Origin of the sequence: Zestomonas carbonaria (assembly GCF_904061905.1) — a bacterium.
GTDB lineage: Bacteria > Pseudomonadota > Gammaproteobacteria > Pseudomonadales > Pseudomonadaceae > Aquipseudomonas > Aquipseudomonas carbonaria.
The window spans coordinates 20,887-46,633 of the sequence record NZ_CAJFCI010000042.1 but is presented as its reverse complement, the minus strand read 5'-3'; the positions used below and the strand labels follow the sequence as shown (position 1 = coordinate 46,633).

Sequence of the window (25,747 nt, the reverse complement as noted above, 5' to 3'; positions counted from 1 at the left end):
GTCTCCGTAATTAGTCCTCCACTTCACGAAGAAGGAAGTTTCCATGCAATTACGCTCATTGACTGCACTTGCAGTATTGTCCCTGGGCTTTGCGATTCCGGCACAGGCTGCTGACGTGACCGTCGCTATCGGGCAGAGCGGCGATTCGACCATGGTGTATCGCCTCGGTACCCAGTTCGACTTCGGCACCAGTTGGTGGCAGAGCGACGTCGGCCGCCTGACCGGTTACTGGGACGCCGGCTACACCTACTGGGAAGGCGACGAGACCGCCAGCAACCACAGCATTTCCTTCTCTCCGGTGTTCGTCTACGAATTCGCCGGCGAGACAGTGCGTCCCTACATCGAGGCGGGTATCGGCGTGGCGTTGTTCTCCAGCACCGAACTGGAAGACAACGACCTCGGCTCTTCCTTCCAGTTCGAGGACCGCATCGGCCTGGGCCTGCGCTTTTCCGGCCAGGAAGTCGGCCTGCGCGCCATCCACTACTCCAACGCCGGCCTCAAGCAGCCGAACGACGGTGTGGAGACCTATACCCTGCATTACCGGGTGAGCTTCTAGTGTGTACGAAAAGTGCCTGCGCTCGGTGATGCTGCGTTAAAAAGAGGCTCGGAGTGCTCATTTACAGCCGTAAACTCCGCCTCCTCGCCTCTTTTCGCCTTGCCCGACCTTCGCTCGACGACTTTTCGTACAGAACCAGGGAAGAGGTTCCAGGCAAGGCTCGATGCCTCACCATGTTGATCTGATTCAGCAAGTGGCGGCAGATGACACTCTGCTTACCTGCCGCCCTTCAAGAATGTGATCAGTCAATAAGGCAAGGTGCTTTGCTCGACCATCCTCGGTGCTGACCTGCAACGGCATTCTCAACACCTTGGGCTGGATCATCGCCGGCCGCGGCATAGCTTCGTCGCGTTGGCCGGCGAGATGCCCGAGGAGCACCGCCACACCACCGTGGAAGAACCGATGGTGGTGAAACTTTGTTCAGCTCTGGCCAGCGCCTTATTGGCGCTGGGCGGTTTCGCTGGTTTCCGGCGCAGACCAGACCCGATAGCGCACTTCCACATCCTCGGGCGCGTAGATCACCACTGGCAGCTTGCTGTTGTAGCGAACCAGGAAGGTTTCGCCGCCTACCGGCACGAAGGCTTGTCGGCGGCTGTTGTCCGGGCAGGCCATCAGGGTGCTGGCGGCGGGGCCGACCTTGCTCAGTTCGTAGTAGTTGTAGCCCCAGCCCTGGACGGTCTTTTCCTGCCATTCGCCGCCCAGCCGGTGGGTGTTGCAGTCCACTTCCAGGGTCTTGCCGGCGATGATTTCGACCTTGTGGTCGGCTTCGTTGGGCTTGGCCGGCAGGTCGATCACGTGGCGGTTGTAGCCTTCGGGGGCCGATGGGTAGGGCTTGAGCGCTTCCGGCGTCGCGGCGCAGGCGCTCAGGGGCAGGAGGCAGGCGAGGATGGCCAGGGTCGGTTTGGTGTTTTTCATGGGAGTCCTTGAGTCAATGGGCCGTGGGGCCCTCCGTTCGATTTGCGGGTTGCCGCTTGGCGGCAACTCTCCACAGACGGGACAGGATGCTTCAAGTTCCAACTATTTGCAGGTCCGCGTGCGATGAGTGGGGGAGAAAGCGGCATTTCCGGCTAGGGATCGTCCAGCGACAGGCCAGTACATGCTGCCCGTATCTGGCTTTCCAGATGCCCGGCCGGTGCGGGACTGCGCCGAACGGCAAGTGGCCAGGTCATAGGCTGGATAACGTTCTGCCTACCCCCGCTCGTTGAAACGACCGGCTGGAAGACCTCTCAAGCCCCGCGCCAAAAAAACCGGGCTTCGCGCCCGGTTTTTTCATCCCCCGCGCATCCGCTGTGACTCGGCCTACGCCAAATGCTCCATCAACCGGCGCGCCGCATCCTGTCCGCTCAGCCAGGCGCCTTCCACGCGGCCGGACAGGCACCAGTCGCCGCAGGCGTAGAGGCCGAGGTCGGCGTCGGCCAGTACGCCCCATTGGTGGGCTTGTGCGGGGCGGGCGTAGAGCCAGCGGTGGGCCAGGCCGAAGGCGGGGGCCGGTACGGAGCAGCCGATCAGTTCGGCGAAGGCGCCGTGCAGTTGTTCGATGACCTGTTCCTTGGGCATGTCGAGGTGCTGCTTGCTCCATTCGTTGCTGGCGTGCAGCACCCAGGTGTCCAGCTTGCCGTCGCGGCCGGGTTTGCTGCGGTTGCGGGCCAGCCAGGACAGTGGGCTGTCCTGCACGAAGCAGCCTTCGATGGGCGTATCCAGTGGTTCGTCGAAGCCCAGCGCCACCGCCCAGACCGGTTCCATCGCCACGCTGGCGGCGGCGCCGGCGAGTTTCGGCGCGGCGGCCAGCAGGGTGGTGGCTTGTGGCGCGGGGGTGGCGATGATCACCTGGTCGAACGGGCCGTGGACCTGGCCTTCGGTGTCCTGCAGTTGCCAGTGTTGCTGGCCTCGGAACACTTCGCTGATCCGGCAACTGAAGTTCACCGGCAGGGCGCCGAGCAGGGCGCGGGTGATCGAGCTCATCCGTGGCGTGCCGACCCAGCGGGTCTGCTCGTCCGGCGAGTAGCTGAGCTGGCCGTCGTTGAAGTTGTACAGGGTGGGCGACCACTCGGCGACCCAGCCCCGGCTCTGCCAGCGTTGCACGGTTTCCAGGAAGCGGCGGTCGCGGGCGGTGAAGTATTGCGCGCCAAGGTCGAGGGAGCCGGCGTCGCTGCGCTTGCTGGCCATGCGGCCGCCGCTGCCTCGGCTCTTGTCGAACAGTTGGACGCTCAGGCCTGCGTTGGTCAGGCTGTGGGCGGCAGAAAGACCGGCAAGGCCGGTCCCGATAATGGCGATGCTTGAACTCATGGTCTACCTCGTTACCTCATGCATCCGGCTACGTTTTAGACAGGTTCCCTGGGTGCGTGTTGTGGAGCTCGGTGCCGATTCGGCTTTATTTCGCACCTCTACCATTCTGGACGTTGGATCGTCCGAAAAAAGGCACGCGATGGCTTCATGAACCACGCTTTTCTTTATTCAGCCTAGGCCATGCGAGGAGGATGCCATGCATATCTTGTTGACGGGTGGAACGGGCCTGATCGGCCGGGGGCTGTGCCGGCACTGGCTGGCCCAGGGGCATCGGCTGACGGTCTGGAGCCGCCGGCCGCAGCAGGTGGCCAGCCTCTGCGGGGCGGCGGTGCGTGGCATCGGGCGCCTGGAGGAGCTGGGCGACGAGCCGCTGGACGCGGTGGTCAACCTGGCCGGTGCGCCGATCGCCGACCGGCCCTGGACGCACAAGCGCAAGAGCACGTTGTGGGCCAGCCGGATCACGCTCACCGAGCAACTGGTGGCCTGGCTGGGCAGCCGTGGGCAGCGGCCGGCGGTGCTGATTTCCGGTTCGGCGGTGGGTTGGTACGGCGATGGCGGCGAGCGTGAACTGAAAGAGGACATGCCGCCGGTCAGCGAGGATTTTGCCAGCCAATTGTGCGTGGCCTGGGAGGAGAGTGCACAAAGAGCGGGCGAGCTGGGCATCCGCGTGGTGCTGTTGCGCACCGGTCTGGTGCTGGCGCGTGACGGCGGGTTCCTCAAGCGCCTGCTGCCGCCGTTCCGCCTGGGCCTGGGCGGGCCGATCGGCAACGGCCGGCAGTGGATGCCGTGGATCCACCTGGACGATGAAATCGCTGCGATAGATTTTCTCCTGCGCCATGAAGAGGCCGAGGGTCCCTATAATGCCTGCGCGCCGCAGCCGGTTCGCAACAAGGCGTTCGCCCGCGAGCTCGGCCGCGCGCTGCATCGCCCGGCGTTGCTGCCGGTGCCGGCGCTGGTCCTGAAGGTGGCGTTGGGCGAGTTGTCCGGCCTGCTGCTGGGGGGCCAACGTGCGGTGCCGTCGCGCCTCGAGGCGGCTGGTTTCATCTTTCACTACAGCGATTTGGACCGGGCCCTGGCCAGCATAGTGGGCCCGCATTGACTAGGACTGCGCATGACCGATCACGCCCTGCTGCTCGTCAACCTGGGTTCGCCTGCTTCCACCGACGTCGCCGACGTGCGCCGCTATCTCGACCAGTTCCTCATGGACCCCTACGTGGTCGACCTGCCCTGGCCGCTGCGTCGCCTGCTGGTGTCGCTGATCCTGCTCAAGCGTCCCGCGCAGTCGGCGCATGCCTATGCGTCGATCTGGTGGCCCGAGGGTTCGCCGCTGATCGTCATCAGCCGCCAGTTGCAGGAGGCGATGCGCTCGCACTGGCCGCATGGGCCGGTGGAGCTGGCGATGCGCTACGGTGAACCATCCATCGAGCGGGCGCTGCTCGGGCTGGCCGGGCAAGGCGTCAAGCGGGTGACCCTGGCGCCGCTCTATCCCCAGTTCGCCGAGAGCACCACCACCACGGCCATCGCCGAGGTGCGACGGGTGATCGAGGCGCGGAGCCTGCCGCTGGAGGTCAGCGTGCTGCCGCCGTTCTACGACCAGCCGGAATACCTCGATGCCCTGGCGGCCAGCGCCCGTACCTACTTGGCGGAAGACTTCGATCACTTGCTGCTGAGCTTCCACGGCCTGCCGGAACGGCATATCCGCAAGCTGGTCAAGCCTCTGGACGCGCACCACGATCTGCGCTCGGCCAGCAGTCACGGCGTGCGGCCGGAGGTGCTGGCGCTCTGTTACCGCAGCCAGTGCCTGCGCACCGCGGAACTGTTCGCCGAGCGCGTCGGCTTGCGTCCGGAGCAGTGGTCGGTGTCCTTCCAGTCGCGCCTGGGCCGAGACAAGTGGATCGAGCCCTACACCGAGGCGCGTCTCGACGAACTGGCCCGGCAGGGGGCGAAGAAGGTGCTGGTGATGTGCCCGGCGTTCGTCGCCGACTGCATCGAGACGCTCGAGGAGATCGGCATGCGCGGCCGCGAGCAGTTCGAGGAAGCCGGTGGAGAGCAGTTGCAGTTGATCCCCTGCCTGAACAGCCAGGCAGGGTGGGTGAGCGCGCTGGCCCGGCTGGCCGAGAGGGCCGACGGGGAACTGTGACCTTTCGGTCATTCGTGGAAGGCTAGCCTGTCGATTCAGGTTGCTGATAGTTGCCGAGCGGAATGCTAAACGGGGCTTATATCGGCCTAAGCTGGTACCACTTTTAACCGCTACGCCTCGTGCAAGCGGGGCGAGGAGAGTGCCAGTGAACAATAACAATAGCGCCTACCCCTCGAGCCTATCCGCGTGGACCACCGTGACCATCCTGATGGTCGCCTACATCCTCAGCTTCATCGACCGGCAGATCCTCAACCTGCTGGTCGGCCCCATCCGCCGCGACCTGGTGATCAGCGACACCCAGATGAGCCTGCTGATGGGCTTGTCCTTCGCCCTGTTCTACACCGTTTGCGGTATTCCCCTCGGCCGCCTGGCCGACACCAGGAGCCGGCGCGGGCTGATCGCCATCGGCGTGCTGTTCTGGAGCGCCGCCACCGCGGCCTGCGGCATGGCCAAGCAATACTGGCAGTTCCTGTTCTGCCGCATCGGTGTCGGCGTCGGCGAAGCGGCGCTGTCGCCGGCGGCCTACTCGCTGATCGCCGACAGCTTCCCCAGCGAGCGCCGTGCCACGGCGATGGCGGTGTACGGGATGGGCGTCTACCTGGGCTCGGGCATCGCCTTCCTGCTCGGCGGGCTGGTGATCAAGTTCGCTTCGGCGCAGGGTGACGTGGTGCTGCCGCTGCTCGGCGAAGTGCGCCCGTGGCAGTTGATCTTCCTGATTCTCGGCGCCGCCGGAATACTGTTCACCCTGCTGCTGCTGGCCGTGCACGAACCGAAGCGCCGTGGCGTCGGTGCCGGTGTCGCGGTGCCGCTGGCCGAGGTCGGCCGCTATATCCGCAGCAACCGCCGCACCGTGGTCTGCCACAACCTCGGTTTCGCCGGCCTGGCCTTCGCCGGCTACGGCAGCGCGGCCTGGGTGCCGACCTTCTTCATCCGCACCTATGGCTGGGACGCCGGCCACGTCGGCGTGGTCTACGGCAGCATCGTCGCGGTGTTCGGCTGCCTCGGCATCGTCTGCGGCGGCCGCCTGGCAGACTGGATGGCCAAGCGCGGGCGTAGCGACGCCAATATGCGCGTCGGCCTGTATGCCGCCATCGGCGCCTTGCCCTCGGTGCTGCTGTTCCCCCTGGCGGACAACGCCATCGCGGCCGCCGTGATGCTGGCGCCGGCGACCTTCTTCCTCAGCATGCCGTTCGGCGTGGCGCCGGCGGCGATCCAGGAGATCATGCCCAACTCCATGCGCGGCCAGGCTTCGGCCATCTACCTGTTCGTCATCACCCTGATCGGCCTGGGCATCGGCCCGACGGCGGTGGCGCTGGTCACCGACTACGTGTTCGGCTACGACGATGCGCTGCGCTATTCGCTGCTGATCGTCACCACGCTGGCGGTGGGTTGTTCGATCGTGCTGCTGGCCAAGGGCCTGAAGCCCTATCGGGAGAGCGTGGTGCGCTTGCAGCAGTGGAGCGTGGGCGACGGTGGTTCGGCCGCGTTGCGGAGCGCGGTCGTGGGCAGCCAGGGCTGAGTCCGCGAGGTGGTGAACCGCAATATAGGGTGGGCTTCAGCCCACCAGAGGGGTCTGGACAGGAGCTTGGTGGGCTGAAGCCCACCCTACCTTTGCTGGATTCCCGCGTTCGCGGGAATGACGGTTGGAATTGGAGTGTCATCCCCGCGAACGCGGGGACCCAGTAAAAACGCGGGGCCCCAGAAAAGAGCCCCTGCAGGATCAGATATCCGGCGCTTCGTCCGGCGCCTTGTGCTTCCAGGTCTGGTGGCCCGGCAGCAGCAGGTTGAGGGCGATGGCGACGATGGCGCACAGAGCGATGCCCTTGAGGCCGAAATCGTCCTGGCCGGTGCCGGTGCCGACCAGCATGCCGCCGATGCCGAACACCAGGGTCACCGAGACGATCACCAGGTTGCGTGCCTCGGCCAGGTCCACCTGGTGGCGGATCATGGTGTTCATGCCCACTGCGGCGATGGAGCCGAACAGCAGGCAGAGGATGCCGCCCATCACCGGCACCGGGATGCTCTGCAGGATGGCGCCGAACTTGCCGATGAACGCCAGGCCGATGGCGAAGATCGCCGCCCAGGTCATGATCTTCGGGTTGTAGTTCTTGGTCAGCATCACCGCGCCGGTGACTTCCGCGTAGGTGGTGTTCGGCGGGCCGCCGAACAGGCCGGCAGAAGAGGTGGCCAGGCCGTCGCCGAGCAGGGTGCGGTGCAGGCCGGGCTTCTTCAGGTAGTTGCGACCGGTCACGCTGCCTACCGCGATCACCCCGCCGATGTGCTCGATGGCCGGCGCCAGGGCCACCGGGACGATGAACAGGATCGCCTGCCAGTTGAACTCCGGAGCGGTGAACTTCGGCAGCTCGATCCACGGCGCGGCGGCGATCTTGGCGGTGTCCACCACGCCGAAATAGAACGACAGGGCGAAGCCCACCAGCACCCCGCTGATGATCGGCACCAGGCGGAAGAAGCCCTTGCCGAACACCGCGACGATCAGGGTGATGAGCAGCGCCGGCATGGAGATCCACATGGCGGTGTCGTAGGGGATCAGCTCGGTGCCGTCGCCGGCCTTGCCCATCGCCATGTTGGCGGCGATCGGCGCCATGGCCAGGCCGATGGAGATGATCACCGGGCCGATCACCACCGGTGGCAGCAGACGGTCGATGAAGCCGGTGCCCTTGATCTTCACCGCCAGGCCCAGGAAGGTGTAGACGAAGCCCGCGGCGACCACCCCGCCCATGGTCGCGGCCAGGCCGAACTGGCCCTTGGCGAGGATGATCGGGGTGATGAAGGCGAACGACGAGGCCAGGAACACAGGAACCTGGCGGCCGGTGACCATCTGGAACAGCAGGGTGCCGAGACCGGCGGTGAACAGCGCGACGTTGGGGTCGAGGCCGGTGATCAGCGGCATCAGTACCAGGGCGCCGAAGGCGACGAAGAGCATCTGCGCGCCGGCGACCACCTGCCGCCAGAGCGGGTCCTTGAATTCGTCCATGGATCAGGTGTCCTTCTGCTTGGTGCCAAAGATCTTGTCGCCGGCGTCGCCGAGGCCGGGAATGATGTAGCCGTGTTCGTTCAGGCGCTGGTCGATCGAGGCGGTGAAGATGGTCACGTCCGGATGCGCCTTTTCGACCGCCTGGATGCCCTCTGGCGCGGCGACCAGCACCATCGCGCGGATTTCCTTGCAGCCGGCCTTCTTCAGCAGGTCGATGGTGGCGACCATCGAGCCGCCGGTGGCCAGCATCGGGTCGATGATCAGCGCCAGGCGCTCGTCGATTTCCGGCGCCAGCTTCTCCAGGTAGGTGTGCGCCTCGAGGGTTTCCTCGTTGCGCGCCACGCCCACGGCACTGACCTTGGCCCCGGGGATCAGGCTGAGCACGCCGTCGAGCATGCCGATGCCGGCGCGCAGGATGGGCACCACGGTGATCTTCTTGCCGGCGATCTTCTCCACCTGCACCGGGCCGGCCCAGCCCTGGATCTCGTAGTGCTCCAGGGGCAGGTCGTTGGTCGCCTCGTAGGTGAGCAGGGCGCCCACTTCCTGGGCGAGTTCGCGGAAATTCTTCGTGCTGATGTCGGCACGGCGCATCAGGCCGAGCTTGTGGCGGATCAGCGGGTGACGAATCTCTCGGATGGGCATGGCGGGGTCTCCGGCGGGCGGGCAAAAATTGCCATAGAGTAAAGCATTGGCCATGCCAGATGCCGCGTCGACCGGCTGGTCACGAAAAAATCCTGTCCATCGGGACAGGGAATTGACCGGTGGGCTTGCCCGCACCCGGTCGGATCAGTACCTTTGCCGACCTTTATCGAACGCCCCGGAAGCCGGCAGCGCCGCTCCCGCCGCAAGAGAGGAAATGCCATGCCCGTCGATCTCGACCACATCCGCCAGGTGATGGCGGAAGCCGACTGTCTGTATCCCGAAGCGCAGGTCGAGGCGGCCATCGACCGCATCGCCGCAGCGATCAACGACGAACTGGCCGAGCGCAACCCGGTGGTGTTCTGCGTGATGAACGGCGGCCTGATCTTCGCCGGCAAGCTGCTGCCGAAGCTGAACTTCCCGCTCGAACTGTCCTACCTGCACGCCACCCGCTACCGCAGCGAGGTCACCGGCGGCGAGTTGTTCTGGAAGGCCAAGCCGGAACTGTCGTTCATCGACCGCGACGTGCTGATCATCGACGACATCCTCGACGAGGGCTACACGCTGGGCGCCATCGTCGACTTCTGCCGGCATGCCGGCGCTGCCAACGTGCACGTCGCCGTGCTGATCGACAAGGACCACGACCGCAAGGCGCGCCCGGACCTCAAGGCCGACTACGTGGGCCTGTCGTGCGTCGATCGCTACATCTTCGGCTACGGCATGGACTACAAGGGCTACTGGCGCAACGCGCCGGGCATCTATGCGGTGAAAGGGCTGTAGGCCATGAGCGCGCCGCGCTTCCTCGACCAGGCGTTGTTCGCCACGCTGGCCGACCAGGCCCGGAGCAATCCGCGCGGCCGCCAGCACCACAACTTCCACGCCATGGAGGAGCCCTGCCACCGACTGGCGGTGGGGCTGCAGCCGCACACCTACATCGCGCCGCACCGGCACCTGTCGGAAGACAAGGCGGAGAGCCTGCTGGTGCTCAAGGGGCGCCTGGGGCTGCTGACCTTCGACGAGCAGGGCAATCTCACCGGCACGCGCGAACTGGCGGCCGGCGGCGAGTGCGTCGGTGTCGACCTGCCGCCCGGTGTGTTCCATGCCCTGGTGGTGCTGGAAGCGGATAGCGTGCTGTTCGAATGCAAGGCAGGGCCCTATCGCCCGCTCGGCGAAGGCGAACAGGCCCCTTGGGCGCCACGCGAGGGTGAAGAAGGCGTCGCGGCCTATCTCGCCTGGATGCGCGCGCGGTTCGCATGAGCGCTCGCGCCGGGTGCGTTGAGCGCCGGGGCTGGGCGGGGGTAAACTGCCGCCCCTGTGAGAATTCCGGCCGGAGTGAGCGATGCGTAAAGACAAGAAACAGGTGATCGGCGAAGAGATCGCCGACGAGCAGATCAAGCTGTTCCTCGCGGTCGAGCCGGCGGACGCCACGCCGCCTTCGCTGCACAAGCTGATCAAGGCCTATCGCGGCCTGCGCGTCGACGACTTCGAGCGTTTCGTCGGCTTCTTCGTCGAGGCCGGCTACGACCTGAACGCCAAGGACGGGAAGGGCAATGACTTCACCGCCCTGATCCGCGACCAGCGCCAGGCCGAGCCTTATATCGAGGTAATCGAGGCGGCCCGGCGTTAAGGTCCCAATCGATACAAGAAAGCCCGCGCTCGTCGCGGGCTTTTCGTTTTCGGTCTTCTAGACTGGAGCCTTTGACTCACTGCCTGTCCGGAGACTTCCCATGCAAGTCCAACCCTACCTGTTCTTCAATGGCCGCGCCGAAGAGGCGCTGGCGTTCTACGCCAAGGCCATCGGTGCCGAGACCACCTTCCTGATGCGCTTCAAGGATGCCCCGGAACAGCCGCCGAGCGAGGAGTGCGGCAACTATTCGCCGGAGCACATCATGCACGCCAACATGCAGGTCGGTCCGACCCAGGTCATGGTGTCCGATGGCGCCGAGCCGAATTCGGCCTTCAACGGCTTCAGCCTGGCGGTCGCCGTGGACTCGCCGGAGGAAGCCGCCCGCGTCTATGCCGCGCTCGCCGAAGGCGGCCAGGCCACCATGCCCGTGCAGGAGACCTTCTGGGCCAGGGCTTTCGGCATGCTGACCGACAAGTTCGGGGTGAGCTGGATGGTCAATTGCGAGCGATAATGGCGCACCCTATCGGAGCGTATGCGTGAAATTAAAAAACCGCCCCGGAGGGCGGTTTTTCGTGGTGGGCAGCGATCAGGCCGCTACCGGGCTCTTGCTGGTCAGTTCCAGCAGTTGGTCGCTGCGGGTGCTGACTTCGTTGTACACGGCAGCGTCGGTCTGCAGGACTTTCTCGCGGGCGGGGAAGATCTCCGCCAGCTTGCCGCTCCACTCGCCGGCGCGGTCGGCGAAGCAGCGTTCGATCAGGTCGAGCATGATCGACACGGTCACCGAGGCGCCCGGAGAGGCGCCGAGCAGGGCGGCGATGGAGCCGTCGCCGGCGGCCACCAGTTCGGTGCCGAACTGCAGGATGCCGCCTTTCTTCGGGTCCTTCTTGATGATCTGCACGCGCTGGCCGGCGATCTCCAGGCGCCAGTCCTCGGCCTTCAGGGTCGGGTAGAACCTGCGCAGGGTGTCCAGTCGCTGTTCCTGGGACTGCATCACTTCCTTGATCAGGTAGCGGGTCAGGTCCATGTTGTCGCGCGCCACGGCGAGCATCGGGCCGAGGTTGCTCGGGCGTACCGACAGCGGCAGGTCGAGGAACGAGCCGTGCTTGAGGAACTTGGTGCTGAAGCCGGCGTAGGGGCCGAACAGCAGGGATTTCTTGCCATCCACCACGCGGGTGTCGAGGTGCGGTACGGACATCGGCGGAGCGCCGACCTCGGCCTGGCTGTAGACCTTGGCCTGGTGCAGCTCGACCACTTCCGGGTTGTCGCAGCGCAGCCACTGGCCGCTCACCGGGAAGCCGCCGAAGCCCTTGCCTTCCGGGATGCCGGACAGTTGCAGCAGCGGCAGGGCGCCGCCGCCGGCGCCGAGGAACACGAAGCGCGCCTGTACTTCGCGGGCCTCGCCGTTCCGGGTGTCCTTGATGGTGACGCGCCAGCCGTCTTCGTTGCGCTTCAGGTCGGTGACCTTCTGGTTGCAGGTGACGGTGGCGCCGCCCTGCTTGGCAAGGTAGGCCAGCAACTGCGCGGTCAGCGCGCCGAAGTTGACGTCGGTGCCGCCGAGCACGCGTGTCGCGGCGATGCGTTCGCCGTCGTCGCGGCCCTGCATCATCAGCGGCATCCACTCGGCCATGGTGGCGTGGTCCTCGGCGTATTCCATCGAGGCGAAGGCGTGGTGCTGGCGCAGCGCCTCGAAGCGGGTCTTGAGGAACTCGATGTCCTTGTCGCCGCGTACGAAGCTCAGGTGCGGGATCGGGTTGATGAAGTTCTTCGGCGAACCGAACGAACCCTTGGCGATCAGGTGGGACCAGAACTGCTTGGACACCTCGAACTGGCTGTTGATGAGCACGGCCTTCTTGATGTCTACCGAGCCGTCGGCGGCTTGCGGCGTGTAGTTCAGCTCGCACAGGCCGGCGTGACCGGTGCCGGCGTTGTTCCAGGGGTTGGAGCTTTCCACGGCTCCGGACTCCTGCAGCTCGACGATCTCCAGCTTCATGCCGGGGTCGAGCTCCTTGAGCAGGACGGCCAGGGTGGCACTCATGATGCCCGCGCCGACCAGCAGGGCATCCACGGTTTCGATGTTCTGCGCCATTAACGCTTCTCCAGGAATTGCAGCACTAGGTGGATGACACGCGCGGTCAGGACCGGGGCGTGGATCGATGAAGGTGCCGGGAATCCGGGGGAGGGTTATCGATAGCGCACTGTTCAGACGCAAAACTGTTCATTTTTTCGCCACACTCTTGTGAAGTTGTACAAACCCGTTTTTTCACGCTCTTTTGGAGACGTGAACCTCAAAAAATCGTGCTCGGGCGATGCGGCTGTCGAGAACTCGAGAGGCGTTGTGCGCCGGAGAGGGGACAGGCGGCAGCGCGGAGGCGGCACGAAGTGGGCGGCTCTCTGAGGGCGGGGGGCGTGGCTGATGCTGAGCTCATCAGAACGGATGCGGGGCCCGATCAGGAGACGTCCTTATAATCGGGGCGCGATTATAACGGCGAATGGCGCCTGTGGGGCGATTCTTTTGGCTAATGCCGTGCTCAGTTGGCGAGGGCCTGGCGCGGCCGGGAAGGGGGGCTGGATTCCAGGCGGGCGCTGGCCGGCAGGGGGTGGTGCAGCCAGGCGAGGCGGCACTCGCGGACCGCCACCCAGCCCTGGCCCTGCGGGGCTGAGCGCGACCGGCGCAAGGCGCGGCACACGCCTTGTCCGTCCAGCAGCGCGTAGTCGCGCCAGGGGCGGCGCCAGAACAGCAGGAGACCGAGCAGGGGCATGGTGGTCGTCGTCGCGGAGAGGGAGTCGCAACGGTTTATCCCACGGCCGCGTGACAACCGCGTGACAGGAACCTCCGTAGCACGCGGCGGATCGAATCCAGGGCCTGTCAACATTTATTCACGATCTCGCTGGAGCGTTGGCAGGCCCCGGCCTGTCGGGCGCCGATGCGGGTGGTTATACTGCCGCCACTTTTGCGCTTACCCCTGTCTGGAGAGCATGAACATGCTGCATCGTCTGTTGCTTGGTCTGGTCGCCGTCACCAGCCTGACCCTGGGCGGTTGTGCCCTCAGCCCGCAACAACTGAGTCCGCAACCCAAGCTGAACACTTCCTTCACCGCCGTCGGCCAGGGCCAGCCGGTGGTGGTTCGCGTGGTCGATGGCCGCCCTTCGCCGGTGCTTGGCACCCGTGGCGGGCTGTACGCCGAAACCAGCAACCTGAGCGTCGCCAGCGCCGACATCGTGCCCAAGCTGCAGGCCCAGGCCGAGGCGGCGGTGCGCCTGCTCGGCTTCACCCCGACGCCGAACGCCTACAACGCGCCGCAACTGACCATCACCCTGGCCGAGCTGAAGTACCAGTCGCCGAAGGACAGCCTGTACGTCACCGAGGCGGACATCAGCGCCACTTTCCGTGCCGACGTGCAGAACGCTTCCCGCCGCTACAGCGGCCGCTACGGCGCCTCGTTGAACCAGCGCTTCGGCACCGCGCCGAACCAGCAGACCAACACCAAGCTGGTCAGCGACGTGCTCAGCGATGCCCTGACCCGCACCTTCAAGGACCCGACCATCGCGCAGATGCTGGCGCAGTGAGTTTCGGATGAAATGAAAAAGGCCGGTCGACTGACCGGCCTTTTTCGTTTCCGCTATTCGCCCGGCGGGCTGGTCGCCACGTGGTTGGGCTGTGGCTCGGGCGGGCTGCGCCATTGCCAGAGGATCATGATCAGCGTCGGCACGCCGAGCAGGGCGGTGATCAGGAAGAACTGCGCGTAGCCGAACTTCTCCACCATGACCCCGGAATAGCCGCCGATCAGGCGCGGCAGCAGCAGCATGATCGAGCTGAGCAGGGCGTACTGGGTGGCGGAGAACTTCAGGTTGGTCAGGCTCGACAGGTAGGCGACGAAGGCCGCGGTGGCGAGGCCGGCGCTGAAGTTGTCGCAGGAGATGGTCACCACCAGCATTTGCAGGTTCGGCCCCATGCTCGCCAGCATGAGGAACAGCAGGTTGGTGGCCGCCGAGGCGGCGCCGCCGATGAACAGGATCGGCAGGATGCCGAAGCGGATGATCAGCAGGCCGCCGAAGCCGGCGCCGAGCAGGGTCATGACCAGGCCGAACAGCTTGCTGACGCTGGCGATCTGGTCCTTGGTGAAGCCCTGGTCGATGTAGAACACGTTGGCCATTACGCCCAGCACGGTGTCCGACAGCCGGTAGGTGGCGATCAGCCCGAGCAGCAGCAGGGCCTGCCAGCGGTAGCGCACGACGAAGTCGTTGACCGGGGTGAGCACCGGCGCCAGGCCGCGGCGGCCCATGGACGACAGGCACAGCGCGGTGAGGATCAGGTAGAGCAGGGCGCGCAGGAAGGCGCGATCTTCCTTGAGCAGGTCGAGCAGGCTGGCGCCTTCGAACAGCACGCTGTGGAAATCGGTGTTGTAGAGCTGGGTGAACAGCGCCGGCACCGAGACCAGCAGGACGATCAGCACCAGCACCGAGACCAGTTGGTGGGTCAGCCCGTAGCGGGCGGCGGCCAGTTGGGTGCGCAGCGCCACCGGTGGTTCGCGGATCAGCAGGCTGGTGACCAGGGCCGGGACCATCAGCAGGGCGAACACCAGGTAGGTGCCGCTCCAGGCGCTGGCGCTGTAGCTGTGCCCGGTGGAGCCGAACCATTCGGCGAAGTACAGCGCGCCGGCCGTGGCGAGCAGGGCGGCGACCCGATAGCCGGCCATGTAGCTGGCGGCCAGCGTCGCCTGGCGGTTGTCCTCGGCGATTTCCAGGCGATAGGCGTCCACCGCGATGTCCTGGGTGGCCGAGGCGAAGGCCACCAGCACGGCCAGGGCGATCAGCCAGGACAGGTGCTGCTGCGGATCGCTCAGGGCCATGCCGGTCAGGCCGATGGCCACCAGCGACTGCGACAGCACCAGCCAGGAGCGGCGCCGGCCGAGCACGCCGAGCAGCGGCAGGCGCCACTGGTCGAGCAGCGGCGACCATACCCACTTGAAGGCATAGGCCAGGCCGATCAGGCTGGCGAAGCCGATGGTCTCGCGGGCCACGCCGGCTTCGCGCAGCCAGACCGAGAGAGTGGAGAACACCAGCATGTAGGGCAGGCCGGCGGCGAATCCCAGCAGCAGCAGGGCCAGAGTGGCCGGGGTGGCGTAGGCGGCGAGCGCGGCACGCCAGGTTTGCGTGGACTGCGTGGACATTGGGCGTGAATCTGCCTGGGGGCTTCGAAACAAAGGGCGCACTCTAACCGTTGTCTTCCATCGGGCGCCAGCCGTGCCGACGCATGTCCACCCGTTCGTTATGGATGGTCACGCCCTCGGCCCGCAGACGGGCGCGTTGTTCGGCGCCGGACGGGCTTCCGGCGGGCAGGCTCAGGCGACCGCCGGCACCGATCACCCGGTGCCAGGGCAGGCGGGTGTCGTTCGGTAACTGGCTGAGCGTGCGCCCGACCCAGCGCGCGGCGCGGCCCAGCCCGGCCAGGGCGGCCAGTTCGCCATAGCTGACGACCTTGCCGGCGGGTACCTGCTGGAGGGTCAGGTACAGCGCCGCGCGGCGTATCTCGGCGGGTGAATCTTCCTGGGGTGCTTGCATGGGGCTACCTGACTGTGACCCGGCACGTGGGTTCTCGCGCTCCGACGGACGGCGCTCTTGCCCAGTATGCCGCCGTGTCCTGGCTATCGACAGTGCCGGCGACGCGGGGTTCGCCGGTCGATTGGATTGAACTCGAGTGGTTTGTGCCGGTCAGTCCTTGCTCACGCGCCGAGCTTACGGATAATGCCCGGTTTCCTTCGCATTCGAGCCGTTTCTCCGTTCATCATGTCGTCCATCAAAGCATTTTCCCCCCTGTCCCGAATCCTGTTGTGCCTCGCCGTCGCCAGCGCTTCCACGCCCGTGCTGGCGGATACCGTGTGGCTGAAGAACGGTGACCGCCTGAGCGGCACGATCCGCGTCTTCGACGGCAACAAGCTGGTGCTGGAGACCGGCTACGGCGGCACCATCGCCATCGACTGGAAGCAGGTGGCCACCCTGGAGAGCGAGCAGCACCTGCTGGTCAAGCAGGACGATGTCACCGGCGAGCACGCCAAGGCGCTGGTGCCGGCCGAGCCGGGTAAGGTGACCCTGGCCAACGACACGGCGCCGAAGACCGTCGAACTGGCCAGCATCGAACAGATCATGAAGCCCAAGCCGCTGATCGAGGATTTCAGTTGGAAGGGCAACATCGACGTCGGTGTCGACTACAAGCGTGCCGAGAAGGACACCGACGACTACGACATCGATCTCAAGACCCAGGCGCGCCACGGCCGCTGGCGGCACAACGCGGAAGCGGAATACAACCGCGAGAAGCAGAACGAGGTGGAGACCACCGATAACTGGAGTGCCGACTACGCCCTCGACCGCTTCCTCGACGAGAAGTGGTTCTGGCAGGGGCGCCTGGGCTACAAGCGTGACTATATCGAGGATCTCGCCCGCCAGCGCACTATCGGTACCGGTCCCGGCTACCAGTTCTGGGACGACGAACTTGGCGCCTTCTCCCTGGCCGGCCTGATCAACCGCCGCGACTACGAATACGCCAATGGCGACAAGGACAACTTCTACGCCCTGACGGCGCGCTGGGACTACAACCGCTACCTGGTCGGCAAGACCGTCGAGCTGTTCACCAGCGGCGAGGTCGGCAAGCCTCTGGGCAACGTGGCGGACTACGCGCTGGATGCCGAGGCGGGCCTGCGCTACAAGGTCACCGACTGGGCTTCTCTGAACATCAAGGCCGAGAAGGACATCGTCAGCGGCTCCGACGGCGACATCGACGAGACCCGCTACAGCCTGGGCTTCGGCGTGGGTTGGTAAGCGGCGTACCGTGAACCGGTAGGAAGCTGCCGACGAACGTCTTGTGATCGAGCGAGGTACCGGGCCGCTCCTTCATCGGTGCGCACGGCGCACCCTACGGGGGGAGGCTCTTGTAGGGAACACCGTGCGCACCGATCAGGGTCCCGAATGAAAGTGGCCGGCGAACACCTTGCGATCGGCCACCATGGGAAATGCATCGGCATGAAAAAACGCCGCGTACCGGGAGGTAGGCGGCGTTTTCGCTGGGGTGGAGAGGTTACAGGCGCAGGCCGCCGTCCAGCTCCAGCACGCGACCGGTGAAGTAATCGTTCTCGAGGATGTAGGCCACCGAGTGGGCGATTTCCTGCGGCTTGCCCAGGCGCCTGAGCGGGATGCCGGCGGTCATCTTCTCCAGGGCCTCCGGCTTCATGCCGGCGAGGATCTCGGTCTCGATGAAGCCCGGCGCCACGCAGCCGACGCGGATGCCGTAGCGTGCCAGCTCCTTGGCCCACACCACGGTGTCGGCGGCGACGCCGGCCTTGGCCGCGGAGTAGTTGGCCTGGCCCATGTTGCCGGCGCGGGAGATCGAGGAGATATTGATGATCGCGCCCTCGTTCTTCAGTTCGATCATCTTCGCCGCCACTTCGCGGGTGCACAGGAACACGCCGGTCAGGTTGACGTCGATCACCGATTGCCACTGGGCCAGGCTCATCTTGGAGAGCTCGCCTTCCTTGACCTTGATGGTCAGGCCGTCGCGGATGATCCCGGCGTTGTTGACCAGACCGTTGATCGCGCCGAAATCGTCGGAGATCTGCGTCACGGTGTGCACCACCTGCTCTTCGTTGGCGACGTTGCACAGGTAGGCGCGGGCTTCGACGCCGGCGGCCTTGCAGGCGGCGACGGTGTCGTCGAGGCGTTCCTGGTTGAGGTCTACCAGCGCCAGCTTGGCCCCCCTGGCGGCGAGATACTCGGCCATGGCGCGGCCGAGGCCCTGGCCGCCGCCGGTGATGACGATGACTTTGTCTTGCAGTTGCATGCGTTTGCCCCTCGAATGGTGGTGGTTAGCCCCGCTGGAGCCCTGAGTCGGTATGCTGGGCGCCTGTCCGTTTCTGACGAATTCTTAGCGAGGAGTCATATTGTGAGCGTGAAAGCCGGCAAGAATGCCCGAGAATTGCTGCTCAAGGAATACCGCGGCGTGCTCTCCACCCATTCCAAGGCCATGGCGGGCTTTCCGTTCGGCTCGGTGGTGCCCTATTGCCTGGATGCCAAGGGCTGGCCGCTGATCCTGATCAGCCGTATCGCCCAGCACACCCACAACTTGCAGAAAGACCCCAAGTGCTCGTTGCTGATCGGCGAGCGCGGCGCCGAGGACGTGCAGGCCGCCGGTCGCCTGACCCTGCTGGCCGAGGCCCGGCAGTTGAACGACGAGGCCGAGATCGCCGCGGCCGCCGAGCGTTACTACCGCTATTTCCCCCAGGCGCGCGACTATCACCGCACCCACGATTTCGATTTCTGGCGCCTGGAGCCGGTGCGCGCCCGCTACATCGGCGGTTTCGGCGCGATCCACTGGCTCGGCGTCGACGACCTGCTGCTGGCCAATCCCTTCGCCGGCGAGGCGGAGCGCAGCATGATCGAGCACATGAACAGTGACCACGCCAACGCCATCGCCCACTACGTCGAACTGAGCGGTCTGCCGGGCGAGCCGGCGGCGGAAATGGCCGGTATCGACAGCGAAGGCTTCCACCTGCGTATCGGCCAGACGCTGCACTGGCTGGCCTTCCCAACACCTTGTAACAACCCCGGCGCGGTGCGCCAGGCCCTGGTTCTGCTGGCTCGCGCCGAGGTCTGGCCGCGGGCTGAGGCGAGCGAGGCTTGAATTAATCCCCCGGCGGCGCCATCTGCTGGTCATTGGCAGGTGTTCTGCCGCAAAGGACCCGATAGATGCGCGCATTCTTTTTCCTGTTTCTGCTGTTCCCGCTGCTCGAACTGGCGGTGCTGATCAAGGTCGGCGGCGCCATCGGCGTGCTGCCCACCCTGTTGCTGATAATCGCCACGGCCGTGCTCGGCAGCGTGCTGCTGCGCGTCGCCGGGGTGGCCACCGCCTGGCGGGCACGTGAGCGCCTGGCGCGCGGCGAGTTGCCGGAACAGGAAATGCTCGAAGGCCTGCTGATCGCGGTGGGCGGCGGCCTGCTGCTGTTGCCGGGCTTCATCAGCGACGTGATCGGCCTGTTCTGCCTGCTGCCGCCGACCCGCCGCCTGCTGGTCGGCGTCCTGCGTCGCAAGGCCGAGGAGCAGGCGCTGCGCCAGCGCGCGTTCGCCGACGACCTGCAGGCGCGCTCGGGGCAGACCCGGCCGAACGTGATCGAGGGCGAGTACGAGCGCCGTGATCGTTGAGGTCTGCGGGAGTGGTTTTTCTGGGTTCCCGCGTTCGCGGGAATGACGGTCAAGCATCGGAGTTTCTACCACGTCATTCCCGCGAACGCGGGACGGTGCTTGCACCGAACGTCCTTCAGGGCGGCCCGAAGAGCGAGGCGAGTAACCCAACAAACAGTACCGGAGCGGCCGCCGACCAATCACGACCGTGGGTCTCTCCAGCAGGTGCGCCGTCTCCGCGACGATTCGGCAAAGATTTTTCGTCTCGGCCCTTGAAATCCCTTCGGCTGTCCCTATTTACCAGTCACCGCAAGGTCGATGTCGGCAACGACAGTCCGTCTTCTGCGGCCTGCCTCCGGCGGGTCGCATCCGGCGTAGCCGGAAATCACTGAAACCGCCGGTGAAGGCACCGGTTGATGGAAACCACACATTTGTTAGGAGAGATCGACAATGAAGCTTCGTCCTCTGCATGACCGCGTTGTCATCCGTCGCAGCGAGGAAGAGACCAAGACCGCGGGCGGCATCGTGCTGCCGGGTTCCGCTGCCGAGAAGCCGAATCGTGGCGAAGTGGTCGCCGTCGGCACCGGTCGCGTGCTGGACAACGGCGAAGTGCGTCCGCTGGCCGTCAAGGTCGGTGACAAGGTGGTGTTCGGCCCCTACTCGGGCAGCAACACCGTCAAGGTCGACGGTGAAGACCTGCTGGTGATGGGCGAGAACGAAATCCTCGCCGTCGTCGAAGAGTGATCAACGCGAATCTCCGTTTCCACCATAAGAATTGAGGATCAATCAACATGGCTGCTAAAGAAGTCAAATTCGGCGATTCCGCTCGCAAGAAAATGCTGGTCGGCGTGAACGTGCTGGCTGATGCCGTCAAGGCCACCCTCGGCCCGAAAGGCCGCAACGTGGTACTGGACAAGTCCTTCGGTGCCCCGACCATCACCAAGGACGGCGTTTCCGTCGCCAAGGAAATCGAGCTGAAAGACAAGTTCGAGAACATGGGCGCCCAACTGGTGAAAGACGTCGCCTCCAAGGCCAACGACGCCGCCGGTGACGGCACCACCACCGCTACCGTCCTGGCCCAGGCCATCGTCAACGAAGGCCTGAAGGCCGTTGCCGCCGGCATGAACCCGATGGATCTCAAGCGTGGTATCGACAAGGCCACCATCGCCATCGTTGCCCAACTGAAAGAGCTGGCCAAGCCGTGCGCCGACACCAAGGCCATCGCCCAGGTCGGCACCATCTCCGCCAACTCCGACGAGTCCATCGGCGAGATCATCGCCGAAGCGATGGAGAAGGTCGGTAAAGAAGGCGTGATCACCGTCGAGGAAGGTTCGGGTCTGGAGAACGAACTGTCGGTCGTCGAAGGCATGCAGTTCGACCGCGGCTACCTGTCCCCCTACTTCATCAACAAGCCGGACACCATGGTGGCCGAGCTGGAAAGCCCGGCGATCCTGCTGGTCGACAAGAAGATCTCCAACATCCGCGAACTGCTGCCGGTGCTGGAAGCCGTCGCCAAGGCTGGCCGTCCGCTGCTGATCGTCGCCGAAGACGTTGAAGGCGAAGCGCTGGCCACCCTGGTGGTCAACAACATGCGCGGCATCGTCAAGGTCGCCGCCGTCAAGGCCCCGGGCTTCGGCGACCGCCGCAAGGCCATGCTGCAGGACATCGCCATCCTCACCGGCGGTACCGTGATCTCCGAAGAAGTCGGCCTGAGCCTGGAAGGCGCCACCCTGGAGCACCTGGGTAACGCCAAGCGCGTCGTGCTGAGCAAGGAAAACACCACCATCATCGACGGCGCTGGCGCCCAGGTCGACATCGAAGCCCGCGTCAAGCAGATCCGCGCGCAGGTCGAGGAAACCACCTCCGACTACGACCGCGAGAAGCTGCAAGAGCGCCTGGCCAAGCTGGCCGGCGGCGTGGCGGTGATCAAGGTCGGTGCCGCTACCGAAGTCGAGATGAAAGAGAAGAAAGCCCGTGTCGAAGACGCCCTGCACGCCACCCGTGCAGCCGTCGAAGAAGGCGTGGTGCCTGGCGGTGGCGTGGCCCTGGTGCGCGCTCTGCAGGCCATCTCCGAGCTGAAGGGTGACAACGAAGACCAGAACGTCGGTATCACCCTGCTGCGTCGCGCCGTCGAGGCTCCGCTGCGCCAGATCGTCGCCAACGCCGGCGACGAGCCGAGCGTGGTGGTCGACAAGGTCAAGCAAGGTTCCGGCAACTACGGCTTCAACGCTGCCACCGGCGTGTACGGCGACATGATCGAGATGGGTATCCTCGATCCGGCCAAGGTCACCCGTTCAGCCCTGCAAGCCGCTGCCTCCATCGGTGGTCTGATGATCACCACCGAGGCGATGGTCGCCGAAGCTCCGGACGACAAGCCGGCTCCGGCCATGCCGGACATGGGCGGCATGGGTGGCATGGGCGGCATGATGTAAGCCGACCCGCTCCCTGAGCTGTAACGAAGAAGCCCCGTCTCGTGCGGGGCTTTTTCATGGGCGCCTGTAGGTGGGCGGGCTGCGCGCCTGGTGAAAAATCCGTCAAAAGCATCCATCCCCCGAGCGGCTTCGGTTATCGTTCGCCGCTATCGGGCTCGCGCCCATGAGGAATCGGCAATGCGCATCCTGCTGGTGGAAGACAATCGCGACATCCTGGCCAACATGGCCGACTACCTGGAGATCAAGGGCTACGGGGTGGACTGCGCCCAGGACGGCCTGTCCGGCCTGCACCTGGCCGCTACCGAGCACTACGACCTGATCGTCCTCGACATCATGCTGCCGGGGCTGGACGGCTACACCCTGTGCAAGCGCCTGCGCGAGGACGCGCGGCGCGACACTCCGGTGATCATGCTGACTGCCCGGGACCAGTTGGATGACCGCCTGCAAGGCTTCCGCTCGGGGGCTGACGATTACCTGGTCAAGCCGTTCGCGCTGTCCGAACTGGCGGCACGCATCGAAGCGGTGCTGCGCCGCAGCCAGGGCGGCGGCCGCCGTCAATTGCAGGTGGCGGACCTCGAGTACGACCTCGACACCCTGCAGGTCTGCCGCGCCGGGCGGCCGCTCAAGCTCAACCCGGTGGGCCTCAAGCTGCTTGCCGTGCTGATGCAGAAGAGCCCCCACGTGCTGCGCCGCGAGGTGCTGGAGGAGACGTTGTGGGGCGACGATTGCCCGGACAGCGACAGCCTGCGCAGCCACATCCACCAACTGCGCCAGGTGATCGACAAACCGTTCGACACCCCGCTGCTGCACACCGTGCATGGCGTCGGTTATCGCCTGGCCGAGGCTGACGATGGAGTTTAAGCTCAGCCTGTCGCGGCGCATCGTCATCGCCTTCGTGTTGATGAGTGCGCTGGTGGCGGGAACCTTCGCCCTGGGCATCGTCGAGGCGGTGCATGTGGTCGAGGAGCGCCTGATCTCCCGCGAGCTGGGCGGTGATCTCGACCGCTTGCTGCGGATGGAGACCATGGACGAGTGGCGCCTGCGCCCGGAGCCCGACCAACTGTTCTACTTCTCCGACGGCCAGAACGACTTCGCCCTGCCCGATGACCTCAAGGACTTCGGCCCGGGCTTCCACGAGCTGTTCCGTGGCGACTTGTCCTACCATGCCTTCGTACGCGTGGTGGATGGCCGGACCTATGTGCTGCTGCAGGACCAGAGCGAGTTCGAGAAGCGCGAGCAACTGCTGTTCGCCGTGGTCTGGGTCGGCTTCCTGTTCAGCCTGGCCCTGGCCATGGTGCTCGGCTGGCTGCTGGCGCGCAAGGTGATCGAGCCAGTGGTGCGGCTGTCCCGCCAAGTGCGCCATCGCGACCAGTTGCTGGCCCTGGCGCCGCCGCTGGCGCCGGACTATGCCGCCGACGAGGTCGGCGAGCTGGCTGCGGCCTTCGATACCACCCTCGGCCTGTTGCGCAGCGCGCTGACCCGCGAGCGGATGTTCACCAGCGACGTCAGCCATGAGTTGCGCACTCCGCTGATGGTCCTGGCCAGCTCCAGTGAGCTGCTGCTGGAGAACCCGGCCCTCGACCCGCGCGCGCGCAAGCAGGTGCTGCGCATCGCCCGCGCCACCGGGGAGATGCGCGAGCTGGTGCAGACCTTCCTGACCCTGGCGCGGGCCGAGCAGGACAAGGGCATGCCGACCGACGTCGCGTTGGGCGAGATCGCCGACGACCTGGTCGAGCAGTGGCGCGAGCCGATCGAGAGCAAGGGGCTCAGCCTCGACTACGATCCCGCCTCGTCGCTGCGTGGGCCGTTCAACCCCACCTTGCTGCGCACCGTGATGGGCAACCTGCTGCGCAACGCCTGGCACTACACCGAGCAGGGGCGGATTCGCCTGTTGCTGCAGGACGACGGCTTCATCGTCGAGGACTCCGGTGTCGGCATTCCCGAGAACGAGCGCGAGGCCATGTTCCAGCCCTTCGTGCGCGGCGGCGAACAGCGCGGCGATGGCCTTGGCCTCGGCTTGTCGCTGGTGCAGCGAATATGCGAATCGCAGGGCTGGGGCGTGCAACTGTCGGCGGTCGAACCCACCGGTTGCCGTTTCCGCGTCACCCTGAACCCCGCCGTCGGTACGCCTCAACGGAATTTTCACCTGCCGTTGACCGGACATTGACGGGGCATCGCATAGGGTCATGGCATAGCTCTTGAGGAGGTAGCCATGGGCGAGCCCATCGAACTCGAATTTTCCGCCAAGTACGACGATACGCATGCCCAGGCGTACCTGCGCAAGCATCAGGACGGCTTCTGGCGGCGCCTGTCCCACCGGCGCGACCTGCAGTTGGCCCGGCGTGCGCTGGCCCTGGCCGGCGAGCCGGGGCTGGTGCTGGACCTGCCCTGCGGGGCCGGGCGCTTCTGGCCGATGCTGGCGGAAAAGTCCAGCCGGGTGATCATCGCCGCCGACAATTCGGCGCACATGCTCGAAGTGGCCTGTGTCGCCCAGCCGCCCGAGGTGGTGGCGCGGGTCAGGACGCTACAGACCTCGGCGTTCGCCATTGACCTGCCGGACAATGCGGTGGACAGCATCTTCTGCATGCGCCTGTTGCACCACATCGGCAACGCGGAGCACCGTGTGGCGTTGCTGCGCGAATGCGCGCGGGTGACGCGCGACAGCCTGATCGTCTCGCTGTGGGTCGACGGTAATTTCAAGGCCTGGAAGCGCCGCCACCTGGAGCGCAAGCGAGGGCAGCGCGGCGAGGACGGTTATCGGAACCGCTTCGTGGTGCCGGCCGCACGGATCGAAGCCGAATTCGCCCAGGCGGGCTTCCGCGTGCAGCGACATCTGAACTTCCTGCCGCTCTACGCGATGTGGCGGGTCTACGTGCTGCGCAAGGGGTGAACTGACATGGGACAGGTACTGGGCCGAGGACTCGGGGTTTCCCCCGCGGAAGATTTCGAGCATTGGTGGCGGGTGCGTGGCGAGTGGGTCGAGGAGCCGAACCAGCGGCGCGGCGGTGAAAGCGGGGTCAAGCGGGTGATGGATGCTGCCGGTCGCTTGTTGTACGTCAAACGGCAGGCCAATCACCTGCACCGCTCCTGGCGATACCCGTTCGGCAGGCCCACGGGGCTGCGCGAGCGTGAGGCACTGCTGGCCTTGCAAGCGCTCGGGGTGACGGTGCCGAGGCCGGTCTACTGCGCCGCCCGGCTCGACCCGGATCGCCGTTGGCGGACCGTGCTGGTCACCGAGGACCTGGCCGGATTCCAGTGCATCGAGGACTGGTATGCCGGCGGCGGCCGGGAGCGTTGTGGCGAAGTGCTGCACACGCGGCTGCTGCACTGCCTGGGAGCCATGCTGGCGCGCCTGCATCGGGCGCGCTGGCAGCACGGATGCCTGTACGCCAAGCATGTGTTCGTCCGGGTCGGGGAGGGGGAGGACGGCCGGCCCCGGGTGGAAACCGCGCTGCTCGACCTGGAGAAGAGCCGCCGCCGGCTCAGTCGCCGGCGCGCAGCCCTGCATGACCTGCGGCAATTCAGGCGCCATTCGTCGTGGAACGATGTGGACTGGCAGCAGTTGGTCTACGGTTACCAGACGGCGTTTGGCAGCGCTATCAAAGGGTTATAACAATGAAGCTAGAAATCGCTCGAGGTCTGTTCCTGGTGGGGGCGCTCGGCGTCGCCTCCCTGGCGGCAGCCGCCTGGCACGAGCCGGGGCCGCAGGTGCTGAGCAGCGCTGGCCTGAAGCAGCATTGTCCATTGCCTCCACAGTCGCGGGGCATGCCGGTGGTCAGGGCGGATGGCAACCTGCTGTTGCTGATGTTCGGGCTGTCCCAGGGCGTGGTCGGTCCGCAGCGCTGAAGCCATTCTTCCGAGTTGCTTCCACAGGGACGTGGACCTGACTCGCCACGGGCGATCG

28 protein-coding genes are annotated in these 25,747 nt (G+C 65.7%); 19 read left to right on the top strand and 9 right to left on the bottom strand.

What is annotated here, in order from left to right; genetic code table 11:
• Positions 1 to 43: 43 nt before the first annotated feature.
• On the top strand, positions 44 to 556 hold the full coding sequence (locus tag PSEWESI4_RS10725; RefSeq protein WP_187671197.1) for an acyloxyacyl hydrolase: 513 nt from the start codon (positions 44 to 46) through the stop codon (positions 554 to 556).
• 438 nt (positions 557 to 994) lie between these two features.
• Here PSEWESI4_RS10725 and eco read toward each other — a convergent pair whose 3' ends face one another.
• Positions 995 to 1,471, bottom strand: coding sequence for a serine protease inhibitor ecotin (gene eco / locus PSEWESI4_RS10720; protein WP_187671196.1), 477 nt, complete (start codon positions 1,469 to 1,471; stop codon positions 995 to 997).
• A 384-nt stretch (positions 1,472 to 1,855) separates the two neighbouring features.
• Complete coding sequence (locus tag PSEWESI4_RS10715; RefSeq protein ID WP_187671195.1) at positions 1,856 to 2,842, bottom strand: NAD(P)/FAD-dependent oxidoreductase; 987 nt, start codon at positions 2,840 to 2,842, stop codon at positions 1,856 to 1,858.
• A gap of 196 nt (positions 2,843 to 3,038) precedes the next feature.
• On the opposite strand from PSEWESI4_RS10715, the gene PSEWESI4_RS10710 reads away from it, so the two are divergent.
• The 3 genes from PSEWESI4_RS10710 to PSEWESI4_RS10700 all read left to right on the top strand — a co-directional run bounded on the left by PSEWESI4_RS10710 (position 3,039) and on the right by PSEWESI4_RS10700 (position 6,501).
• Positions 3,039 to 3,941, top strand: a complete 903-nt coding sequence (locus tag PSEWESI4_RS10710; RefSeq protein ID WP_187671194.1) for a TIGR01777 family oxidoreductase — start codon at positions 3,039 to 3,041, stop codon at positions 3,939 to 3,941.
• A 12-nt stretch (positions 3,942 to 3,953) separates the two neighbouring features.
• Complete coding sequence (hemH, locus tag PSEWESI4_RS10705) at positions 3,954 to 4,982, top strand: ferrochelatase (RefSeq protein ID WP_187671193.1); 1,029 nt, start codon at positions 3,954 to 3,956, stop codon at positions 4,980 to 4,982.
• Positions 4,983 to 5,127: 145 nt separating this feature from the next.
• Complete coding sequence (locus PSEWESI4_RS10700) at positions 5,128 to 6,501, top strand: spinster family MFS transporter (RefSeq protein WP_187671192.1); 1,374 nt, start codon at positions 5,128 to 5,130, stop codon at positions 6,499 to 6,501.
• A 201-nt stretch (positions 6,502 to 6,702) separates the two neighbouring features.
• On the opposite strand, the gene PSEWESI4_RS10695 is transcribed toward PSEWESI4_RS10700, so the two are convergent.
• Together PSEWESI4_RS10695 and upp are read right to left on the bottom strand one after the other, a co-directional pair.
• Positions 6,703 to 7,977 carry a uracil-xanthine permease family protein gene (locus tag PSEWESI4_RS10695; RefSeq protein WP_187671191.1) on the bottom strand — a complete coding sequence of 425 codons (1,275 nt, stop codon included), beginning with the start codon at positions 7,975 to 7,977 and terminating at the stop codon, positions 6,703 to 6,705.
• A 3-nt stretch (positions 7,978 to 7,980) separates the two neighbouring features.
• Entirely contained in the window at positions 7,981 to 8,619 is a 639-nt protein-coding gene (upp, locus tag PSEWESI4_RS10690; protein ID WP_187671190.1) for a uracil phosphoribosyltransferase, read from the bottom strand.
• Positions 8,620 to 8,838: 219 nt separating this feature from the next.
• On the opposite strand from upp, the gene PSEWESI4_RS10685 reads away from it, so the two are divergent.
• The 4 genes from PSEWESI4_RS10685 (at position 8,839) to PSEWESI4_RS10670 (ending at position 10,754) form a co-directional block, all read left to right on the top strand.
• Entirely contained in the window at positions 8,839 to 9,396 is a 558-nt protein-coding gene (locus PSEWESI4_RS10685; protein ID WP_187671189.1) for a hypoxanthine-guanine phosphoribosyltransferase, read from the top strand.
• 3 nt (positions 9,397 to 9,399) lie between these two features.
• A complete protein-coding gene (locus PSEWESI4_RS10680) occupies positions 9,400 to 9,873 on the top strand; it encodes a WbuC family cupin fold metalloprotein (protein ID WP_187671188.1) in 474 nt (157 codons plus the stop codon).
• Between the two features lie 82 nt (positions 9,874 to 9,955).
• Positions 9,956 to 10,243 (top strand): PA4642 family protein, encoded by a 288-nt coding sequence (locus PSEWESI4_RS10675; protein WP_187671187.1) that lies wholly within the window; start codon positions 9,956 to 9,958, stop codon positions 10,241 to 10,243.
• A gap of 100 nt (positions 10,244 to 10,343) precedes the next feature.
• Entirely contained in the window at positions 10,344 to 10,754 is a 411-nt protein-coding gene (locus PSEWESI4_RS10670) for a VOC family protein (RefSeq protein ID WP_187671186.1), read from the top strand.
• A gap of 75 nt (positions 10,755 to 10,829) precedes the next feature.
• On the opposite strand, the gene mqo is transcribed toward PSEWESI4_RS10670, so the two are convergent.
• Positions 10,830 to 12,329, bottom strand: a complete 1,500-nt coding sequence (gene mqo, locus PSEWESI4_RS10665) for a malate dehydrogenase (quinone) (RefSeq protein WP_187671185.1) — start codon at positions 12,327 to 12,329, stop codon at positions 10,830 to 10,832.
• 442 nt (positions 12,330 to 12,771) lie between these two features.
• Positions 12,772 to 13,002: a hypothetical protein gene (locus PSEWESI4_RS10660; protein WP_187671184.1), complete on the bottom strand. Its 231-nt coding sequence runs from the start codon at positions 13,000 to 13,002 to the stop codon at positions 12,772 to 12,774.
• Between the two features lie 223 nt (positions 13,003 to 13,225).
• Here PSEWESI4_RS10660 and PSEWESI4_RS10655 point away from each other — a divergent pair, with 223 nt between their 5' ends.
• The gene (locus PSEWESI4_RS10655; protein WP_187671183.1) at positions 13,226 to 13,810 is read left to right on the top strand and encodes a YajG family lipoprotein; all 585 of its coding nucleotides are present in this window, start codon (positions 13,226 to 13,228) and stop codon (positions 13,808 to 13,810) included.
• Between the two features lie 53 nt (positions 13,811 to 13,863).
• On the opposite strand, the gene PSEWESI4_RS10650 is transcribed toward PSEWESI4_RS10655, so the two are convergent.
• Entirely contained in the window at positions 13,864 to 15,414 is a 1,551-nt protein-coding gene (locus tag PSEWESI4_RS10650) for an AmpG family muropeptide MFS transporter (protein ID WP_187671182.1), read from the bottom strand.
• A gap of 43 nt (positions 15,415 to 15,457) precedes the next feature.
• On the bottom strand, positions 15,458 to 15,805 hold the full coding sequence (locus tag PSEWESI4_RS10645; RefSeq protein ID WP_187671181.1) for an MGMT family protein: 348 nt from the start codon (positions 15,803 to 15,805) through the stop codon (positions 15,458 to 15,460).
• A gap of 225 nt (positions 15,806 to 16,030) precedes the next feature.
• Here PSEWESI4_RS10645 and PSEWESI4_RS10640 point away from each other — a divergent pair, with 225 nt between their 5' ends.
• Complete coding sequence (locus tag PSEWESI4_RS10640) at positions 16,031 to 17,059, top strand: DUF481 domain-containing protein (RefSeq protein WP_187671180.1); 1,029 nt, start codon at positions 16,031 to 16,033, stop codon at positions 17,057 to 17,059.
• Between the two features lie 256 nt (positions 17,060 to 17,315).
• On the opposite strand, the gene PSEWESI4_RS10635 is transcribed toward PSEWESI4_RS10640, so the two are convergent.
• A complete protein-coding gene (locus PSEWESI4_RS10635) occupies positions 17,316 to 18,074 on the bottom strand; it encodes an SDR family oxidoreductase (RefSeq protein WP_187671179.1) in 759 nt (252 codons plus the stop codon).
• A 102-nt stretch (positions 18,075 to 18,176) separates the two neighbouring features.
• Here PSEWESI4_RS10635 and PSEWESI4_RS10630 point away from each other — a divergent pair, with 102 nt between their 5' ends.
• From PSEWESI4_RS10630 to PSEWESI4_RS10590, 9 genes are all read left to right on the top strand, one after another.
• A complete protein-coding gene (locus PSEWESI4_RS10630; RefSeq protein WP_187671178.1) occupies positions 18,177 to 18,914 on the top strand; it encodes a HugZ family pyridoxamine 5'-phosphate oxidase in 738 nt (245 codons plus the stop codon).
• Between the two features lie 65 nt (positions 18,915 to 18,979).
• Entirely contained in the window at positions 18,980 to 19,432 is a 453-nt protein-coding gene (locus tag PSEWESI4_RS10625) for an FxsA family protein (RefSeq protein ID WP_187671177.1), read from the top strand.
• 429 nt (positions 19,433 to 19,861) lie between these two features.
• Positions 19,862 to 20,155, top strand: coding sequence for a co-chaperone GroES (locus PSEWESI4_RS10620; RefSeq protein WP_187671176.1), 294 nt, complete (start codon positions 19,862 to 19,864; stop codon positions 20,153 to 20,155).
• 47 nt (positions 20,156 to 20,202) lie between these two features.
• Positions 20,203 to 21,843, top strand: coding sequence for a chaperonin GroEL (gene groL, locus PSEWESI4_RS10615; protein WP_187671175.1), 1,641 nt, complete (start codon positions 20,203 to 20,205; stop codon positions 21,841 to 21,843).
• A 177-nt stretch (positions 21,844 to 22,020) separates the two neighbouring features.
• Entirely contained in the window at positions 22,021 to 22,704 is a 684-nt protein-coding gene (locus tag PSEWESI4_RS10610; RefSeq protein ID WP_187671174.1) for a response regulator transcription factor, read from the top strand.
• A complete protein-coding gene (locus tag PSEWESI4_RS10605; protein ID WP_187671173.1) occupies positions 22,694 to 24,010 on the top strand; it encodes a sensor histidine kinase in 1,317 nt (438 codons plus the stop codon). Before PSEWESI4_RS10610 ends, PSEWESI4_RS10605 begins: the two co-directional genes overlap by 11 nt.
• A gap of 45 nt (positions 24,011 to 24,055) precedes the next feature.
• Positions 24,056 to 24,733, top strand: a complete 678-nt coding sequence (locus PSEWESI4_RS10600; RefSeq protein WP_187671172.1) for a class I SAM-dependent methyltransferase — start codon at positions 24,056 to 24,058, stop codon at positions 24,731 to 24,733.
• Positions 24,734 to 24,739: 6 nt separating this feature from the next.
• Positions 24,740 to 25,456 carry a lipopolysaccharide kinase InaA family protein gene (locus PSEWESI4_RS10595; protein ID WP_187671171.1) on the top strand — a complete coding sequence of 239 codons (717 nt, stop codon included), beginning with the start codon at positions 24,740 to 24,742 and terminating at the stop codon, positions 25,454 to 25,456.
• 2 nt (positions 25,457 to 25,458) lie between these two features.
• Positions 25,459 to 25,689: a hypothetical protein gene (locus tag PSEWESI4_RS10590; protein WP_187671170.1), complete on the top strand. Its 231-nt coding sequence runs from the start codon at positions 25,459 to 25,461 to the stop codon at positions 25,687 to 25,689.
• The last annotated feature ends 58 nt before the right edge of the window (positions 25,690 to 25,747 follow it).